We start from the raw sequence: 18669 nt of genomic DNA on the forward strand, positions 1-18669 counted from the left end.
AGGTAGAATTATGGCTAAGATTGATTATGCAGCACTTAAAAAGGGCGGATTTATGAGACAGAAGCAGAAAGGATATTTTTCATTAAGAATACAGGTAGTTGGTGGTAATCTTACATCTGAGAATATCAGAGCTGTAGCTGACGTAGCTGATAAATATGGAAAAGGTTATGTACATATGACATCAAGACAGGGTGTTGAAATTCCATTTATTAATTTTGAAAATATTGAAGAAGTTAGAGCAGCTTTAGCAGATGGTGGTGTTAAGCCGGGTGTATGTGGACCAAGAGTTCGTACAGTTACTGCTTGTCAGGGTAATGAAGTCTGTCCAAGCGGCTGTATTAATACATATGAACTTGCTAAGAAGCTTGATGAACATTACTTCGGAAGAGAACTTCCACATAAGTTCAAGTTTGGCGTAACAGGTTGTCAGAATAACTGTCTTAAGGCAGAGGAGAACGATATCGGTGTTAAAGGTGGTATGGACGTAACCTGGGTAGAAGATAAATGTATCAATTGTGGCGTGTGTGAGAAAGCTTGTAGAATGGGTGCTATAAGCTGTGCTAATAATACAGTTACTATTGATAGAACTAAGTGTAATAACTGTGGACGTTGTGTAAAGGCTTGTCCTACAGAAGCTTGGGAAGGCCAGAACGGTTATATTGTATCATTTGGTGGATTATTTGGTAACCAGATATACAAAGGCGAACAGCTTCTTCCACTTATTAAAGATGAAGAGACACTTTTCAGAGTAACAGATGCAGCAATCGGCTTCTTTGAAAAGAATGCTAACCCAGGAGAGAGATTCAGACTTACATTACAAAGAGTAGGTGAGGATGAATTTAGAAAAGCTATTAAAGCTGCTTACGAGGGTAAATAATAAAATTTATAGTCAAAAATTATAAATTCATATATGTTTACACTATAAGGTTTTTGAACTTATACGGTTTAAGAAAAAGGAGGACTAATATGGAGATTGAAGGAATTAAGATTGACGATACAGTAGATATTACAGATAAGGTTTGCCCACTTACATTTGTAAAGGCAAAGGTTGCTATCGATGAATTAGATGATGGTGAAGTTATTGCAATCCGTATGAATGACGGAGAGCCGGTAGCTAATGTTCCAAGAAGTATTAAAGATGAGGGACATCAAATCCTTAAACTTGTTAATAATAATGATGAGACATATACACTCATTGTTAAAAAAGTTGAAGAATAAGGAGAAGATTTATGGCTGAGAGAATAAAGTTATCAGATTTTGAAGAGAAGGTATTAAATAGTTCAGTTCCAGTTCTTATTGATTTTTATTCAGACAGTTGTGTTCCTTGCAAAAGGCTTGCACCTGTTGTAGGAACAGTGGAAGATGAGAGAGCAGGAAGCCTTTTGGTATACAAGGTTAATATTAACTTTGATGCAGATGCAGCTTCTGAATATGAAGTAACAGCAGCACCTACACTTGTTCTTTTTAAAGATGGAAAGGAAACTGCAAGACATACAGGCGTATTCAGAAAAGATGAACTTACAAGCTGGATAGATGCTAATATTTAATTAATTCTAATAAATAATATTTATGCCTAAGAGGCAGGAAAGAGGTTTAATATGCAGTTAACAGTATCAGGAGTAAAGAAAGAATATGAAGAGGGAATTACACTTCCAAAGCTTTTTGAAATTGAAAATGTAGAAACACCAGAATATGTTACGGTTTCAATTAACGAAGAATTCATTCCAGGAGACCAGAAAGAAACATACCAGTTAAAAGATGGTGATAATGTTGAATTCTTATACTTTATGGGTGGCGGACAGAGACAATTATAATAGTGTAATTAACTATAATGTCACAAGATAGTATTAAAATATCAGATTCAAGTAAGAATTACTTTAAAAGGAGTAAGATCTACTTTAAAAGGAGGTATATATGGCTTTAACAGATGAGCAGATAGAACGTTATTCACGTCATATCATTTTAAAAGAAGTTGGTGCTAAGGGACAGAAGAAGCTTCTTAATGCCAAAGTGCTTATAATAGGTGCAGGTGGACTTGGAGCACCAGCAGCTATGTATTTAGCAGCAGCAGGTGTTGGAACAATAGGAATTGCAGATGCGGATGAGGTAGATCTTAGTAATCTTCAGAGACAGATAATACATCAGACAGCAGATGTAGGCAAAGCAAAGGTTCAGTCAGCTAAAGAGACAATTAATGCTATGAATCCAGATGTAACAGTTAACACATATAGAGAATTCATTACAAGTGATAACATAATGGATATTATCAAGGACTATGATTTCGTAATCGATGGAACAGATAATTTCCCAGCTAAGTTCCTTATTAATGATGCCTGTGTAATGGCTAAGAAGCCATTCTCTCACGCAGGAATAATCAGATTTAAGGGTCAGCTTATGACTTATGTTCCGGGAGAAGGACCTTGCTACAGATGTGTATTTAAAAATCCACCACCAAAGGATGCAGTACCTACATGCAAGCAGGCTGGTGTTATCGGAGCTATGGGTGGTGTTATCGGAAGCCTTCAGGCTATGGAAGCAATCAAGTATATACTTGGTGTAGGGGATTTACTTACAGGTCATCTCCTTACATATGATGCTATAACACAGGAATTCCATAAGATTAAGTTACCATCTGATACTGATGGCTGTGCTGTATGTGGAAAGCATCCAACTATCACAGAACTTATTGATTATGAGCAGGTAGTTTGTGAAGACCACTAATAATTATATCCAATCATAAGGACAATTAAGGAGGCGTCACAAAGTGATTACATTTAATAAGAGTGATTTTGATACAATACTTGAATATGCTAAGAAGAATCTTCCAGAGGAGGCTTGTGGTCTTATTGGAGGAACAATAGAAAATGGAGATAAGCACATAAAAAAGATATATCTTCTTACTAATATTGACCATTCCAATGAGCATTTTTCAATGGATCCTAAGGAACAGTTAGCGGCAGTTAAAGATATGAGAGCTAATGGTTTAGTTCCTCTTGGCAACTGGCATTCACATCCAGAGTCACCATCAAGACCATCTGATGAGGATAAGAGACTTGCATATGACAGCAAAGCAAGTTATATGATACTTTCACTTATGAATATAGATGAACCAGTGCTTAATTCATTCCATATTGAAGGCAATGTATCAAATAAAGAAGATCTGAGAATAATATGATAAAGCATTGAGCCGTGCCGTAATAAACTATTAACCATTGCTGTGCTTGCACAAAGCGATGGTTAATAGTTTATTACGATAGGGCGAAAGCCCGGCAGTTCCATAAAGCTTTGCTTTATGGAACGTGCACGGCGAAAAAGGCGTTGTGCACGGCGAAAAGCCGGCGTGCATGGCGAAGAAGGCATTGTGCACGGCGAAGAAGCGAATAAATAGTAGTTCAGTGCGATAGGAATGGAGATTTATTATGAGTAATCTAACGGATATTTCAGATGTTATCATTATAGGAAGTGGTCCGGCAGGACTATCTGCTGCTATATATGTTGTCAGGGCTGGATTATCAGTTACTGTTATAGAGAAAGAATTTATGGGAACAGGACAGATAGCTGACAGCAGTAAAGTAGACAATTATCTTGGTATTCCAGCAATAAGCGGTTATGACCTGGGCGAAAGTTTCAGGGAACACGCACTTTCGCTTGGAGTAACAATAGAAGATAATAATGTTACCAGACTTACCCCTGTTGATGACATATGGGAATTAGAGTTATCAGACGGAAGCACTAAGAAAGCCCGATGCGTAATATATGCGGCTGGCTGTAGCCATAAAAAGTTACAGGCAGAGAATGAAGAACAGTATACAGGCAAAGGAATATCATATTGTGCCGTATGTGACGGAGCATTTTATAAGGATAAAGATGTCGCAGTAGTAGGTGGCGGTGACACAGCACTTTCTGATGCACTTTATCTTTCAGATATATGTGCCAACGTATATATTATACACAGAAGGGAAGAATTCCGTGGAGCGGCTTCACTTCTTGCAAAGTTAAAGGAACGTACGAATGTGCACATATGCACTAACAGAACAGTAAAGAAAGTGGAAGGCAGTAATAATCTTGAGAGGATAATACTTGATAATGATACAGGCATTGACGTTAATGGATTATTTGTTGCCGTTGGAATGAGCCCACAGACAGAGCTTCTTAAGGGTATTGCAGAACTTGATAATTCAGGATATGTAATAGCAGGTGAAGATTGTGTTACATCAGCCAGAGGTTTATTCGTGGCAGGTGATGTCAGAACGAAAATATTAAGACAAGTAATAACAGCCGCAGCAGATGGTGCTATGGCAGCAACACAGGCAGTACAGTACCTTAGATAAAAGGTATGTACTGCCTGCTGGCATTTATATATGTATAGCCTGGCTGTGTATATTTATATAATATGTATTTATTGTATACTTATTATGTGTTTGCTATAAATATTACTAAATATATTTAACACAATATACATTTATTATATATCTAATATATTGCTATAGATATTACTGCGTATATTTATACAATATGTATTTATTATATATATTTATTGTATCTATTATATCTAGTTATTTAGTGCGTTATAGCTTCATATATATAATCAAGAACCTTGATGTTATCTTTTTCGTGTAAAATATCGTGGCGCATATTATTAAATATCACGATATCTTTTATATTAAATCCCTGTTTAGTCATTAAATTTACGGTAGTTTTAATATTTTTTCCATATTCACTTACAGCATCATCACTGCCGCTAAGAATATATACAGGTGCCAAGCTTGCTGTCTTAGCCTTTTTAGATACACAGTTAATCATTCCTGATAATAGTTCATACATAAGGCTTGCTGTAATCTGTGCTGGAATATGAGGGTCGTTAAGATATTTATCACGTTCTTCTTCATTATAGAGAAGCCAGTCTGCACGCGATGTAGCATTTTTAATCTTATTATTGTACATTCCAAATGCAATGAACTGTATAAGCGGACTGCAATTCTGTCCGTTAGCCTGCATACAGGCGTGGTCGATATAACTTCTTATTGCTTTGAGAATAAAACGTGGCTGAGAACCAGTTCCGATAAGGAAACATCCGTCAATCTTAGTCCTTAAGTGAGGAGATAAAAGCATATCCCTTACGATGAATGAGCCCATAGAGAAACCAACAATATAATAAGGAAGTTTAGGGTAGCGTTTCTTCATTTCGGTGTAGCAGGTATGAACGTCTTTAACCACATATTCCCAGCTTCCTTTCTTGCCAAGATATGCTTTCCTGCTGCCATTCTGTAGTGAGTGGCCGTGTCCTATAATGTCAATACCGCATACAACGTATCCTTTGCTTGTAAAATACTGGGCAACTTTGTCATATCTTCCCATATATTCTGTTATTCCGTGTACAAGCTGTATTACGCCGATTGGTTTGCTTTCAGCTTTCCATACAGCTGCCTGTATTGTTGTCTTATTATCAGATGATTTAAAATTAAACATATATAACCTCAATTCTTAGCCAGTAGGCCTTTGGTACTAAAAAGCATTATACGACAAAATATTTAATAAAACTACATAAAAATTACTAATTAAAGCATATAATTATTTATTGAAAAAGAATTATAAATGTGTTATAGTCAGTATCCGTCTGAAGGGCTTGATTTGCTTAATAAAATAAAGAATATCGAGGTATATATGGGTAACGATAATACAAAAGCACTAAGCGGTATGGATATGACTACAGGTTCGATACCGGTTAAAATACTAAAGTTCAGTATTCCACTTATGCTGGCACAGATTTTGGAAGTTCTGTTTAATATGTCAGATGTGGCAGTTGTTGGTAAATTTTCAAGTTACGAGGCACTTGGAGCAGTTGGCTCTACATCATTGCTTGTAACATTATTTACAGGATTTCTTATAGGTATGGGCTGTGGTGTGAATGTAAGAGTTGCACAGCAGCTTGGTGCAGGTCAGAAAGAAAATGTACGAAAGACTATTCATACATCATTTCTTCTCTGTCTTATTGTAGGACTTACAGCGCTGGTTCTTTGTATATTGGGTGCTGAATTCTTCCTGTCACTTATGAATACTAAGACAGAGCTTATAGATGGGGCGGTACTTTATTTTAGAATATACGCACTTGGTATGCCGGCGATGGCTATATATAACTTTGGTAATGCGGTTATGAGTGCGAGCGGAGATACTAAGAAGCCTCTTATATATCTTACGTTTGCAGGCGTTGTGAATGTATGCCTTAACCTTATACTTGTTATAGGGATAGGTATGGCTGAGGATGGTGTCGCATTTGCTAGTATAACAGCCCAGTACATATCAGCAATATTTGTAGTGGTTAATCTGTTAAGAAGAAGTGACACAGACAGATGCCGGTTAAGAGTAAGAGAATTAAAGCTTTATCCAGGTGTGTCAAAGGTAATACTTATGCTTGGAATTCCAGCAGGTATCCAGAATGCTATATTTGCTATGGCTAATCTATTTATCCAGACAGGTGTTAATTCATTCAGTGCGGTTATGGTGTCAGGAAATGCCGCCGCCGCTAATGCAGATATGCTTATATATAATGTTATGATGGCTTTTTATACTGCATGCTCAAGCTTTATGGGACAGAATATGGGAGCGTGTAACAAGAAACGAATGTTAAAAAGCTACCTTATAAGTATGGCTTATGCTTTCTTAGCGGCGGCGATACTTGGAGGACTTCTTATAATATTTGGAAGACAGTTCCTGTCATTATTTACAAGTGAGCCAGAAGTTATAGATGCAGGTATGCAGAGGATTATGATTATGGGCTTATCGTATGCTGTATCCTCATTTATGGATTGTACGATAGCGGCATCAAGAGGACTTGGCAAGACTATAGTTCCAACAATAGTGGTTATTATAGGTTCGTGTGTGTTCAGAGTAGCATGGGTGTATACAATATTTGCACATTTCCACACTATACCATCATTGTTCTTGTTATATCCATGTTCGTGGATAATTACAGCTGCCGCAGAGATAACATATTTCGTGCATATATTTAAGAAAGTGACATTTTAAGGATAGTTACATTATGATTGCCACATAATATGTGTTAATAATATCTATATTCAGGTTCATCATCTGTAAGTTATAGCAATAACAATGCAGGACAGATTCGTTTCTTTGTTGCTGACAGCAAGGATTCGTTAATGGATACTGAAAAAGTAACTAACAAGTATGGCAGCTATACAGATTATGACTGCTATAATGTATTCAATGATGATGTAGTAAATGGTATTATTTCAAATAATAATGGTTATACATATTATAGCAGTGCATACTATGCAGGTGATAAGATTAGCTTATCAAAAGAAGCAGCAGAAAAGCTTATATCAGCAAGACGTAGAATTTCTGTGACAGCTTTTGATAAAGCTAGTAAGATATCTGGAATGACTGTTGAATTCGATGGCTATTTCCTTAATAATGAAGCTGTTTCTGTAGATATACCTAAGATTACATTAAGTAAAGATGCAAGCACATTATCAACTACATTTGCAGGCGGAACACCTGAATATGTATATAAGGTAGGAACTATACCATCAATTAAGGGCGTAAGCTTTAGAAGCACATTTTACAATTCAGGTGATGGAAGATTTAACGTATATGCTGTAGATGATGGAAGCTGTATTCCAGTGGTACAGAGAACATACGGATATACAAAGAGCTTTACAGAAAGTGATTCTAATAGTGAATACTTCACAATATCTTTAGATAATGATAACTTTATAAAGACTGCAACAGTATCAGGTGGAGATTATGATGGTACAAAATATTCATATATTGCTAATCCTGATGTTCAGACAATAAAGAATATCGTTAAATACAATGCTAAGAAAAATATATCATCATCAATTAATGTATGCACAGATAAGGTTACATTTGATGCTGAGACAATTAATATGATTAAGAATGCTGAGGATGCAGGCATAACAGTTAACTTCTATGATTCTAACATCGGAAGAAGTGTAGGTTCAGCTACAACTTCAACATACAAGCTTGAAAATGTTGAAGCTAAGGATGTTACTATAGAAAGACCAGCAGTTGAAATTACATCAAACAATGCTGATTTTGAAAAGGTTATGGATCCAACATTAGCAGTAAGATATGTATCAGCAAGCAGTGCATTAGCAGATGGATTTACATATAGATTTACTGATCCAACTGTATTAAATGCTAAGTTTGATAATGAACAGACTTATGTAAAGCTTTCATTAGTAGATGGTAAATTAGTGAGAAGCGGATCTTTAGTTCCAAGCAGAACTATCGTTGTAGAAAAGAATACATATGCTTTAGTTCGCTCGGCAGATTACTCAACACCAGGTGATACACCAAGTACACCTAGTGACACACCAAGCGAACCAGAACAGCCAAGTGAGCCAGAGCAGCCAAGCCAGCCAGAACAGCCAGAACAGCCTGCTCAGCCAGAGCAGCCATCTGATAATGGCGATACAACAGGCAAGAATGTTGAAGCAGAAGTTATCTCTGAGGATAAGCTTACTAATGTAGAAAATGTAAACAACGAACTTACAGAGCGTTTAACTAATTCATCTCTTTCAGAGGTAAGCATTGTAAGTGCCAAAGCAGCTCCTACACTCAGCTCTAATGTATTCTCTAAGATGAAGGAAAACCAGAAAGACATTACAGTTGGTGTAACAGATGAGAATAACAGACTCCAGTATCAGTGGAAGTTCAACAGTGATACAATTACACAGCCAGATATGGATATTGATTTAACAATTTCATTCGATACAGATAGAGAAAATGAGGTTAAGGAAATTACAGGACGTGATGATCTTATGTATCTTTCATTCAGTCATCACGGAGCATTACCTGGCCCAGCTACAATCAAGACATATGTTGGTAACAAATATAAGGACGGAGATATAGTATACCTCTACTACTTCAATGAAGAACAGAACAGAGTTGAATCAGTAGGCGGTGTTAATAAGGGGCTCGTTGTTAAGGACGGATATGTTGAGTATACAATTACCTACTGCTCATTATACTTCTTATCACAGGATACAGCAGAAATAATAAAGGCTGTTGACCCGGATACAGCAGATAATAATGGACAGGTAGCAGATGTGGCTGATACAGCAAAGGATTCAGCTGCAACAGGAGATACAACAAGAGTATTCTTATATGTTCTTGAAACATTAATGGCTGCAGTATTAGTTGCAGGACTTGTAGTTGCTGATGTGAAGAAGAACAGAATTAACAGGTAATTAAACAGCTATAATATAAAACAGCCGGTATAATGATAGATTAAATAGCTATCATTAACCGGCTGTTTTATATTAGCATCATATATTACTTAATGGCTTCTGCCAGATTGTACATATTGGCAATATCTTCATCTTTCATAGTAGACTTGATAGTTACTGTATCGCCACATATAGTTATGTTCTTCATTCCTTCAAATGCTGTCTTAATACATTTGCCGGCAGTAGGTGCCCACGAACCATTTTCGATGATTCCGACTTTACGGTTCTGGTAAGCTTTGTGGGAAAGACGGTTAAGGAAGTCCTCCATAGGTGGGAATACACCACCATCATAAGATGCTGCAGCAACAATAAGCCTGCTGTATCTGAAAGCATCTTCAATGGCTTCTGCCATATCATCCCTTGTAAGGTCGGTAAATGCAACTTTGTTATATCCCTGTTCTTTAAGGATATTAACCATCTTTTCAGCGGCTGTCTTAGTATTGCCGTGGATAGAAGCACAGGCTACAAGTACTCCATCATCTTCAGGTTCGTAACTGCTCCATGTAAGATATTTTCCAATGTAGAATTCAAGGTTCTCTTTAAGTACAGGGCCATGCAGAGGGCATATAGTCCTTATATCAAGTGCGGCGGCTTTCTTGAGTAAAGTCTGTACAGGTGCACCATATTTTCCTACTATATTAAAATAGTATCTTCTTGCTTCGCAAGTCCAGTCCTCAGAAGCACTTAATGCACCAAATTTGCCGAAAGCATCAGCAGAGAAGAGTACTTTTTCAGTTGTTTCATATTCAAGCATAACCTCTGGCCAGTGAACCATAGGAGCCATAATGAATTTCAGGTTGTGAGTTCCTAATGATAATTCCTGTCCCTCTGCAGCTATAATGCATTTGTCATCAAGATTATCCATAGCAAAGAACTGAGGAAGCATAGCTTTGGCTTTAGCGCTAAGTACAAGCTTAGCATCTGGATATTTGTCTGAAAGTGCTTTGATATTAGCGGCGTGGTCAGGTTCAAGATGTGAGATTACAATGTAATCAACATTTCTTCCGGCAAGAACATTAGAAAGGTTATTAAACCATTCCTCTGACTTTCTTGCATCTATTGTATCCATAACGGCTACCTTTTCATCAAGAATTACATATGAATTATAGGAAATGCCGTTAGGAATGATATATTGGCTTTCAAATAAATCCAAAGTAGTATCATCAGCTCCTATATATTTAATTGATTCAGAAATTGTAACATTACTCATAATTAAATCCTCCTTATTAATGTTTAGTAATACTTGTTAGTTGTTAATTATTTAATCTATTATTTAGTGTATTAATTAATTCATCTTGAGTATTAATATTTTCATCAGCAAGATTAATACAGGCTGTTGAAATCTCAAAAGGTATCTTATTACTTTTGAATAGAATATGTTCTGGAATGGCTGCGGCTATAAGATTATTAATTCTATTTTCAAAATCTGTGTACTTAAGATTAGTGTCTAATATAAAGAATAAATCTTTGTCGTAGCGAACAAGCATCAATTCGCCGTCAGATATGTCTTTAAAAGTATGTGTAATTAAATTGAACAGACAGCATACAATTCCATTAGAAGCGATATCACCATATTCGGCTATTGTGTCAGCAAGATTGGTAATCTTTACAAATGCTGCATTAGACTGGTGGTTCATCTCTGCCTTATATAATTCATAAGGAAGATGTTCTGAAAGATAAGAACGGTTGTAAGCACCAGTTTCCTCGTCAAGCAGAAGGCTCCTGTTGGCATTTTGTATCAGAGATATTAAAGCGTTGTTAGTATTGTCGGTTTCAAGCTGTCGGTAAGTGTATGAGAAATGCTGGACGGTTTCAAGAACAAGCAGGGAGTTATTGACTCTTACTGGCCGCGAAGTGACATGGTATACAGTATCATCGCTTACATCAAGTTTGGATTGTATATTACCGGTAAGAAGTGTTCTTGCAGAAGTGCAGTTAATACATTGAAATATACATTTCCAAGAGTCATAACAGGAAATCGGTGTATCAGATGGTGTAAGACAAGTATCATTAATATCAATAATCTCACATTTGAATGGATTGACAAGTCGCACTACATCATATAGTGGTGATAGCAGCTCCATTTCTTTCTTTAATTCTTCAAAAGTATATTCAACAATTTCGCTCATACTTAAACCTCGTTTCCTATGTTAAAGTACATAAAGTAATATATATCATGGTGTGTTATATATATTATTCTGCATAACTTTATCTATGATATAGTGATATGAACAATGTTTTATATAGTTATATTCATATAATATGGCTGTACATATATAATTATAATAATTGATATGTGATGCAGCAATATAATAATATTAATAATATAACTCCATATGTATAATTGTGTTAATATATCCGTATTCATACATAACATAGATTGTATAAATTCTAACACATTTAATTAAACTTGCCAATTGAAAATTTGCATAAATAATAGATGATTAAACAAATTATTCGGCTTTATAGATACATTTATTGACATTTAATTATCAAAAATGTACTATCAATGTAATAAGTGAAAGGACGTAGGTATATGATTGATAATGTGTTGCAGATATCAAGAGAACAGATAGAAAAAGCAATTGCGATATTAAATCCATGTATGAACGATTATATTTATGTGTATGATTTGATAGATGATTATTATGTGATTTCGGAACATGCAGTGGAAAGGTTTATTCTTCCAGAAGACAAATTCTACGATGCAGCGGCAAAGCATAAAGAGTTCGTATATGAAGATGATTACGAAATGCTTAGTAAGGAACTTCAGGATATAAAGGATGGCAAGAAAGTATTTCATAATATGAAATACCGCTGGTTAGATAAGAACCACAATCCAATATGGATTAATTGCAGGGGAAGCGTGCTGTTTAAAGATGGAAGACCACATTATCTTATGGGCTGTATTAATGAGATTGGTGTTAAGCCTGAGGCAGATAACGTCAGTGGTCTGTTAGGGGATGTGGGACTTGCTGATTATATCAGGGAAGCATATGCGGCTTTAACACCTAAAGGTTTTATAATAAGGATAGGAATAGATAATTTCAGTGCCATTAATACCAATTATGGTATGGCTTACGGAGACTACATATTAAAGAAGACGGCAGATTGCATAGCAAATACCCTTAATTCTAATCAGAAACTTTTTAAGCTTGTATCAGATGAGTTTATGATTGTTGATTTTAGCGGCAGCAATATAACAGAAGCAATTAAAATCTATATGAATTGTAAAAAGAATGTCAATAAATTTATAGAGGACAATAATTACAAAATAATGTATACATTATCTGCGGGAGTTATTGATGCATCACACATAAAAGATGAGGACGATTCATATATAAAATTATCTGAATTCGCCTTAAAGCAGGCGAAGGACAGTGGAAAGAATACATATTATATATATAGGAATGAAGATTTTGAGCATTACAATAGAAGAAGGGTTATTAATACAGCACTTCATAATGCCGTAGATGATGATTTTGCAGGTTTTGAAGTATATTACCAGCCTATAGTTGATACAAAGACTTACAGGCTTATAGGTGCAGAAGCACTTATGAGATTTTTCATGCCTGACCCAGATGGTGGAAGCCCACAATTTATATCACCGGTTGAGTTCATTCCGCTGTTAGAAGAAAGCGGACTTATTATACCGGTAGGCAAATGGATATTAGAACAGTCAGCCAGACAATGTGCTATATGGACAAAGCAGATAGAAAGTTTCCGTATAAATGTCAATGTATCGTATATTCAGGTCATTAAAAGTGATGTGTTCACAGATATTATGGCAGCTATCAATGACAACGGAATAAAGCCATATAATATAGGAATAGAGCTTACAGAGAGTGGTTATTTAGACTCCAATCCACATTTTAATGAATTGTGGTCAAAGCTTAAGGATAATGGTGTTGTGGTTGTTCTTGATGACTTTGGTACAGGATATTCTAATCTGCACTGCCTTAGTGATTTAAAGCCGGATTACATTAAGATTGACCGTTCATTTACAGTAAAAGCTCTTAAGAACCATTATGATTATGAATTGCTTACATATATAATTCAGATGACACACAGTCTGTCACTTTCATTATGTATAGAAGGTGTAGAGACACCGGAGGAGCTTGATGAGTTAAGAAGAATAAATCCCGACTATATACAGGGATATTTATTTGGAAAGCCTTATCCGGCAAATGAATTCGATGAAAGATTTATGTAGTGTATCACGGGTCTTAATGAGATGTGAATATTTATGCAACGTAAAGAAAATGGTTGATTTTAGAGGTTGATATAGTGCATTTTGTCAAAAATCAGTGTATAATATCTAAAATATAGTGATACAGGGTTAGGAGAGGCTCTGCATTAGAAAAGGAGGCACTAATATAATGAAAGATAATAATTTTATAAAAAAGCTTATACTTGCGGCAGCAGCTTTTATAGCACAAATATTAATCGTTATGATTATAATATTTATATTGCTTAATAAGAATATTATTAATGTATTGACTGCTTTTGTATTAATTACAGTTGTATTTGCGATATTTGTTGTGTTAATTCTTAATATTTTAAGAAGCATAGTTGTTCTATTAAGGGGAGCAATAGCAGGTACTGCATCAAGTGATGATAAGACTGCTGAAAAGATTAAGAAGGTTTCAGCAAGAAATGATGAAGTTGGAGAAATCGTCCGCAATGTAACAGTTGCATTTGAGGGTATTACAGGAACAGTTGCTGCAATAAGAAATGCTACAGTTGAACTTGAACAGGTTTCAGAAGAATTTGTTGCAATGTTTGATACAATGCACACAGTTGCCGACAGCACCAATGCAGCGGTAACAACAATTACAGATAATACTACAGTACAGGCTGATAAGGTAGCCGATATTAAGGTAAAGACTGACTCAATAAGCAAGGCTGTTGATAATATACAGACTAATATTGAAGGGCTTAAGGAAAGCATAGATACACTTAATGAGTGTAACAACAGAGCTGCTGATATTATGAAAGAGCTTATTACAATAAGTGAAGAAAGCGGACACGCTATGGACGAGGTAAGTAATGAAACAGAGCGTACTAATGCCTCAGCCCAGGAGATTAGAAAGGTAACTGAGATTATTGCCGGTATATCTAACCAGACTAACCTTCTGGCTCTTAACGCAAGTATTGAGGCGGCAAGAGCAGGTGAGAATGGCAAGGGCTTCGCAGTTGTAGCAGAGCAGATAAGAGAGCTTGCAGATCAGTCAAGAGAGTCTACAGAGCATATTAACCAGATTGTCAATGGACTTATTGAGAATTCTAATATCAGTGTGGAAACAGCTAAGAAGGTATCGGAAGCATTTGAAAAGCAGGATGCCAAGATTAAAGATACAGAAGCTATATTTGCAACTCTTAATTCAGAGATTAACAGAGTTGGAAGTGCTGTAAGCGGCATAGCGGCAGAAGCCTCTGACTTAGAGCTGCATAAGAACACAATAGCTTATGGTGTTGATAATCTTGCACAGTTTGCAGAAGAAAATGCAAGCAGTGGACAGATTACCAAGGAGAATATGAATAATCTTGAGCAGGTTATGGAACAGTGTAAAGGTTCTACAGATAAGATTGCTAATGTATCCGCAGAGCTTGTTACACAGATAAAGAAATTCAGCGGTAACGGGTTAAAGAAGAGATAATATAATTAATATTATTTGATGAATAGGTTAAATATGCAGGTGAAATATGTTTTCGCCTGCGTATTCATTTGTATGGTTGACATATTGTACGAAAAATGGTAAAACATACAATAATGATATGAATTTTAAAATGCCTTATTTTGTCGTTAAGGTACAAAGGTTAGTAAAGGAGATATTAGAATATGCAGTATTCAGATAAAGTTATAGAGCATTTCAGCAATCCTCATAATGTAGGTGAGATAGAGAATGCAAGTGGTGTCGGTACAGTTGGTAACGCTAAGTGCGGAGATATTATGAGAATATATCTTGATATAGATGAGGATACTAAGATAATCAAGGATTGCAAGTTCAAGACATTTGGCTGTGGTGCAGCTATTGCAACAAGCAGTATGGCTACAGATATGGTTATTGGCAAGACAATATACGAAGCTATGGAAGTAACTAACAAGGCAGTTATGGAAGCACTTGATGGACTTCCACCAGTAAAGGTACACTGTTCGCTTCTTGCTGAGGAATCAATCCACGCAGCTCTCTGGGATTATTGCAAGAAGCATAATGTTGATATTCCTGGTCTTAAAGAGCCTAAGAAAGATGTTCACGATGGCGAGGAAGAAATAGAGGATGAAGAATAATATTATCAATGGATATGATAATTTACAGCACAATCTTATTGATTTAATCAGGGAAGAAGAAGCTAAGCTTGGTTACAGAAAAGAGAATATAAGATTATATTATCCTTTAAGCTCATTATGTCATATGTTTGGGTGTGATATTAGGGATACAAGCTATAGTGATATGGTAAAGCTTCTTGAAGGCAATGATGAGGATTTCAAGCAATATACTTATATTCTTGGCGGTGTCACATTCAGTAATAAAAAAGACAGGTTCTGCTTTGAGATTAATGAAAATGGAGTGGAATATATTCACAATAATACTGACGAGAATGAGTTTATAAGAAAGCTTGTTGATCTTATTAGAAGCCATAGTACATCTATGAAAGATATAATTGAATTTTTTAATGACAGTTATGATGGAATTACTATTGAGTATATCAAAGATGGTGAGTTTGATGTTCTTATAAAGTTTGCAGATAAAGCAGATGACAGATATTATTACTGCTTTAAGGATGAAGGATGTCATATTATATATCATAGATTTCTTCCAGAAGATTACGAAGATTTACAGTTATAATTAACTATCAATATAATGATTCAGAATTATGAGAGATATCAGAAGCCTGACAGGATTACATTGGATAATCTTGTCAGGCTTTTTTTGTAGATAAATTTGGAGTAAAATAGCTGATTGAGAAAAATTAAACAATAACTTATTGAGAAAATTGTAACAATAACTTATTGGAAAATAAGTAAAAGCTATTGACAAACAATTAAACATTTGTTTAAATGTTTATATGAAGTAAAGCATAATATATAAGTGCTTCACATAATATTAAATTTATAAGCAAAGCGGGCTGGATAACAGGTCTGCAGTGTCGGTTAAGACACAGAAAGGTGGTTTGTTATGAAGAAAACATATGGTATTGAGGTTGATTGTGCTAACTGTGCATTAAAGATGGAAGATGCAGCTAAGAAGACAGCAGGTGTTAAAGATGCAACAGTTTCTTTTATGACACAGAAGATGAAGGTTGAATTCGATGAGGGAGCAGATGTGGCTTCTGTAATGCAGGACGTATTAAAGAACTGTAAGAAGGTTGAATCTGATTGCGAGATATTTCTTTAATTAATAATTAGTTAATGTTAATTAGGAGAATGCTTCGCAGGAATGGAGGATAATATGACTAAGAAGCAGAAAAAAGTATTAATAAGAATTATTATATCAGCCGTTCTTTTAGTAGCATTTAAGCTTATATGCTATCTTGCTCCGGTTAATAAATATGTGGAACTGGTGCTTTTCCTTATTCCATATCTTGTAATAGGATATGACATTTTAAAGAAGGCTGTTCACGGAATATTCCATGGTGAAGTATTTGATGAGAATTTTCTTATGGCAATAGCTACTGTCGGTGCAATAGCACTTGGTGAATATGTAGAAGGTGCAGCAGTTATGCTTTTCTACCAGATAGGTGAGCTTTTTCAGAGTTACGCTGTCGGCAAGAGCAGAAAGAATATCACAGCGCTTATGGATATAAGGCCTGACTATGCAAATATCGAGCAGGAAGGTGGGTTAGAACAGGTTGATCCGGATGATGTGGAAATCGGAACAATAATAATAGTAAAACCTGGTGAGAAAATCCCAATTGATGGCATTGTTATAAGTGGAGAGTCTACACTTAATACAAGTGCACTTACAGGTGAGAGCCTTCCAAGAAGTGTAAAAGCGAAAGATGAGGTAATAAGCGGCTGTGTCAATCTGACAGGTCTTTTAAAGATAGAGACAACTAAAGAATTTGGCGAGTCTACAGTGTCTAAGATATTAGATCTTGTTGAGAATTCAAGCATGAAGAAATCACGTTCAGAGAATTTTATCACAAGATTTTCAAAGGTGTATACACCAGCGGTATGTATAGGAGCTTTGGTGCTTGCGGTTATTCCACCAGTAGTAAGTCTTATTATGGGCAATCCTGCTGAATGGTCAAAATGGCTTATAAGAGCTCTTACAACACTTGTTATAAGTTGCCCTTGTGCCCTTGTAATATCTATTCCTCTCAGCTTCTTTGGTGGAATAGGCGGAGCTTCTTCTAGAGGTATCCTTATCAAAGGTTCTAACTATCTTGAGAATTTATCTAAAGCCAAATATGTTGTATGCGATAAGACAGGAACACTTACTAAAGGTGTATTTGAAGTTACAGATGTTATAACTGCCAATGGATTTACTAAGGAAGATATTATTAAATCGGCAGCATATGCAGAAAGCTATTCAAGCCACCCAATCAGTAAGAGTATACGTGATGCTTATGGTATGGAAGTTGAAACCGGACAGGTTACAGATATAGAGGAGATAAGCGGACACGGCGTAAAAGCTGATATAGGCGGTAAAGAAGTATTAGCTGGTAACTTAAAGCTTATGAATAAGTACAACATTGACAGCAGTGCCGGGAAAGATAGCATAGAAAATGCTCTTGGCACACTTGTATATGTAGCTATCGGTGGCATATATGCTGGTTGTATTGTAATATCAGATGTTATCAAGCCTACATCACAACAGGCGATTGCAGCACTTAAGAAAGCGGGCGTTAAAAAGGTTATTATGCTTACAGGCGATGCTAAGAAAGTTGCAGAACAGGTTGCAGGAAAGCTTGGTGTTGATGAAGTTAAGAGTGAGCTTTTGCCGGCAGATAAAGTTATTGAGGTTGAGAAGCTTCTTAACAGCAAGGGTAAAGATGAAATGCTTGCGTTTGTCGGTGATGGAATTAATGATGCACCAGTACTTTCAAGAGCAGATATTGGTATAGCAATGGGTGCACTTGGTTCAGATGCGGCAATTGAGGCGGCTGATATTGTTCTTATGGATGACGACCCTGCAAAGATTGCTACAGCAATGAATATTTCGAGAAAGACATTAAGAATAGTTCACCAGAATATAGTATTTGCACTTGCAATAAAGATAGCCTGCCTTGCACTTGGAGCAGCAGGTGTTGCTAATATGTGGATGGCTATATTTGCAGATGTAGGTGTTATGGTGCTTGCAGTTCTTAATGCAACAAGATGTCTTTCATATAAAGATTAGCCTGCGAATAAGACAGACAGATTACAGTATGCAGATTAGGAGGAATGGGA

18 protein-coding genes are annotated in these 18669 nt (G+C 35.9%); 15 read left to right on the forward strand and 3 right to left on the reverse strand.

Annotation, left to right across the window (positions count from 1 at the left end; genetic code table 11):
• The first annotated feature begins 10 nt into the window (after positions 1 to 10).
• From C7390_RS04200 to C7390_RS04230, 7 genes are all read left to right on the forward strand, one after another.
• Positions 11 to 877, forward strand: a complete 867-nt coding sequence (locus C7390_RS04200) for a 4Fe-4S binding protein (RefSeq protein WP_116443660.1) — start codon at positions 11 to 13, stop codon at positions 875 to 877.
• A gap of 89 nt (positions 878 to 966) precedes the next feature.
• A complete protein-coding gene (locus tag C7390_RS04205; RefSeq protein ID WP_022502834.1) occupies positions 967 to 1218 on the forward strand; it encodes a sulfurtransferase TusA family protein in 252 nt (83 codons plus the stop codon).
• An 11-nt stretch (positions 1219 to 1229) separates the two neighbouring features.
• Positions 1230 to 1547, forward strand: coding sequence for a thioredoxin family protein (locus C7390_RS04210; protein ID WP_022502833.1), 318 nt, complete (start codon positions 1230 to 1232; stop codon positions 1545 to 1547).
• A gap of 51 nt (positions 1548 to 1598) precedes the next feature.
• Positions 1599 to 1814, forward strand: coding sequence for a sulfur carrier protein ThiS (gene thiS, locus C7390_RS04215; protein ID WP_022502832.1), 216 nt, complete (start codon positions 1599 to 1601; stop codon positions 1812 to 1814).
• 100 nt (positions 1815 to 1914) lie between these two features.
• Positions 1915 to 2721, forward strand: coding sequence for a thiazole biosynthesis adenylyltransferase ThiF (thiF, locus tag C7390_RS04220; protein ID WP_022502831.1), 807 nt, complete (start codon positions 1915 to 1917; stop codon positions 2719 to 2721).
• 43 nt (positions 2722 to 2764) lie between these two features.
• Positions 2765 to 3175: a M67 family metallopeptidase gene (locus C7390_RS04225; RefSeq protein ID WP_022502830.1), complete on the forward strand. Its 411-nt coding sequence runs from the start codon at positions 2765 to 2767 to the stop codon at positions 3173 to 3175.
• A 244-nt stretch (positions 3176 to 3419) separates the two neighbouring features.
• The gene (locus C7390_RS04230) at positions 3420 to 4331 is read left to right on the forward strand and encodes an NAD(P)/FAD-dependent oxidoreductase (RefSeq protein ID WP_116443661.1); all 912 of its coding nucleotides are present in this window, start codon (positions 3420 to 3422) and stop codon (positions 4329 to 4331) included.
• Between the two features lie 229 nt (positions 4332 to 4560).
• Here the strand turns inward: C7390_RS04230 and C7390_RS04235 are convergent, their stop codons facing one another.
• The gene (locus tag C7390_RS04235; protein ID WP_090139515.1) at positions 4561 to 5469 is read right to left on the reverse strand and encodes an alpha/beta fold hydrolase; all 909 of its coding nucleotides are present in this window, start codon (positions 5467 to 5469) and stop codon (positions 4561 to 4563) included.
• A gap of 162 nt (positions 5470 to 5631) precedes the next feature.
• On the opposite strand from C7390_RS04235, the gene C7390_RS04240 reads away from it, so the two are divergent.
• On the forward strand, positions 5632 to 7026 hold the full coding sequence (locus tag C7390_RS04240; RefSeq protein ID WP_318295555.1) for an MATE family efflux transporter: 1395 nt from the start codon (positions 5632 to 5634) through the stop codon (positions 7024 to 7026).
• A gap of 131 nt (positions 7027 to 7157) precedes the next feature.
• Positions 7158 to 9233, forward strand: coding sequence for a hypothetical protein (locus tag C7390_RS04245; RefSeq protein WP_116443662.1), 2076 nt, complete (start codon positions 7158 to 7160; stop codon positions 9231 to 9233).
• Positions 9234 to 9318: 85 nt separating this feature from the next.
• Here C7390_RS04245 and C7390_RS04250 read toward each other — a convergent pair whose 3' ends face one another.
• Positions 9319 to 10482 (reverse strand): FprA family A-type flavoprotein, encoded by a 1164-nt coding sequence (locus tag C7390_RS04250; protein ID WP_055175433.1) that lies wholly within the window; start codon positions 10480 to 10482, stop codon positions 9319 to 9321.
• 43 nt (positions 10483 to 10525) lie between these two features.
• Positions 10526 to 11401, reverse strand: a complete 876-nt coding sequence (locus C7390_RS04255; RefSeq protein ID WP_116443663.1) for a diguanylate cyclase domain-containing protein — start codon at positions 11399 to 11401, stop codon at positions 10526 to 10528.
• Between the two features lie 407 nt (positions 11402 to 11808).
• On the opposite strand from C7390_RS04255, the gene C7390_RS04260 reads away from it, so the two are divergent.
• The 6 genes from C7390_RS04260 to C7390_RS04285 all read left to right on the forward strand — a co-directional run bounded on the left by C7390_RS04260 (position 11809) and on the right by C7390_RS04285 (position 18619).
• Positions 11809 to 13485: a bifunctional diguanylate cyclase/phosphodiesterase gene (locus C7390_RS04260; RefSeq protein ID WP_090139523.1), complete on the forward strand. Its 1677-nt coding sequence runs from the start codon at positions 11809 to 11811 to the stop codon at positions 13483 to 13485.
• Positions 13486 to 13651: 166 nt separating this feature from the next.
• Complete coding sequence (locus tag C7390_RS04265; RefSeq protein WP_116443664.1) at positions 13652 to 14932, forward strand: methyl-accepting chemotaxis protein; 1281 nt, start codon at positions 13652 to 13654, stop codon at positions 14930 to 14932.
• Between the two features lie 182 nt (positions 14933 to 15114).
• A complete protein-coding gene (gene nifU, locus C7390_RS04270; protein WP_022502820.1) occupies positions 15115 to 15564 on the forward strand; it encodes a Fe-S cluster assembly scaffold protein NifU in 450 nt (149 codons plus the stop codon).
• A complete protein-coding gene (locus C7390_RS04275) occupies positions 15554 to 16123 on the forward strand; it encodes a DUF3877 family protein (RefSeq protein ID WP_055175417.1) in 570 nt (189 codons plus the stop codon). The genes nifU and C7390_RS04275 overlap by 11 nt, the downstream gene beginning before the upstream one ends.
• Before the next feature lie 330 nt (positions 16124 to 16453).
• Positions 16454 to 16672: a cation transporter gene (locus C7390_RS04280; protein ID WP_055306460.1), complete on the forward strand. Its 219-nt coding sequence runs from the start codon at positions 16454 to 16456 to the stop codon at positions 16670 to 16672.
• A 54-nt stretch (positions 16673 to 16726) separates the two neighbouring features.
• Positions 16727 to 18619, forward strand: coding sequence for a heavy metal translocating P-type ATPase (locus C7390_RS04285; protein WP_116443665.1), 1893 nt, complete (start codon positions 16727 to 16729; stop codon positions 18617 to 18619).
• Positions 18620 to 18669 lie beyond the last annotated feature (50 nt).

Origin of the sequence: Bacteroides galacturonicus (genome assembly GCF_003096855.1) — a bacterium.
GTDB lineage: Bacteria > Bacillota > Clostridia > Lachnospirales > Lachnospiraceae > Lachnospira > Lachnospira rogosae.

What these genes read in the sequence shown, in the direction of transcription:
- C7390_RS04200 (WP_116443660.1), top strand. Translation starts at nt 11, where the DNA reads ATGGCTAAGATTGATTATGCAGCACTTAAAAAGGGCGGATTTATGAGA.
- C7390_RS04205 (WP_022502834.1), top strand. Translation starts at nt 967, where the DNA reads ATGGAGATTGAAGGAATTAAGATTGACGATACAGTAGATATTACAGAT.
- C7390_RS04210 (WP_022502833.1), top strand. Translation starts at nt 1,230, where the DNA reads ATGGCTGAGAGAATAAAGTTATCAGATTTTGAAGAGAAGGTATTAAAT.
- thiS (WP_022502832.1), top strand. Translation starts at nt 1,599, where the DNA reads ATGCAGTTAACAGTATCAGGAGTAAAGAAAGAATATGAAGAGGGAATT.
- thiF (WP_022502831.1), top strand. Translation starts at nt 1,915, where the DNA reads ATGGCTTTAACAGATGAGCAGATAGAACGTTATTCACGTCATATCATT.
- C7390_RS04230 (WP_116443661.1), top strand. Translation starts at nt 3,420, where the DNA reads ATGAGTAATCTAACGGATATTTCAGATGTTATCATTATAGGAAGTGGT.
- C7390_RS04235 (WP_090139515.1), bottom strand. Translation starts at nt 5,469, where the DNA reads ATGTTTAATTTTAAATCATCTGATAATAAGACAACAATACAGGCAGCT.
- C7390_RS04245 (WP_116443662.1), top strand. Translation starts at nt 7,158, where the DNA reads ATGGATACTGAAAAAGTAACTAACAAGTATGGCAGCTATACAGATTAT.
- C7390_RS04250 (WP_055175433.1), bottom strand. Translation starts at nt 10,482, where the DNA reads ATGAGTAATGTTACAATTTCTGAATCAATTAAATATATAGGAGCTGAT.
- C7390_RS04255 (WP_116443663.1), bottom strand. Translation starts at nt 11,401, where the DNA reads ATGAGCGAAATTGTTGAATATACTTTTGAAGAATTAAAGAAAGAAATG.
- C7390_RS04260 (WP_090139523.1), top strand. Translation starts at nt 11,809, where the DNA reads ATGATTGATAATGTGTTGCAGATATCAAGAGAACAGATAGAAAAAGCA.
- C7390_RS04265 (WP_116443664.1), top strand. Translation starts at nt 13,652, where the DNA reads ATGAAAGATAATAATTTTATAAAAAAGCTTATACTTGCGGCAGCAGCT.
- nifU (WP_022502820.1), top strand. Translation starts at nt 15,115, where the DNA reads ATGCAGTATTCAGATAAAGTTATAGAGCATTTCAGCAATCCTCATAAT.
- C7390_RS04275 (WP_055175417.1), top strand. Translation starts at nt 15,554, where the DNA reads ATGAAGAATAATATTATCAATGGATATGATAATTTACAGCACAATCTT.
- C7390_RS04280 (WP_055306460.1), top strand. Translation starts at nt 16,454, where the DNA reads ATGAAGAAAACATATGGTATTGAGGTTGATTGTGCTAACTGTGCATTA.
- C7390_RS04285 (WP_116443665.1), top strand. Translation starts at nt 16,727, where the DNA reads ATGACTAAGAAGCAGAAAAAAGTATTAATAAGAATTATTATATCAGCC.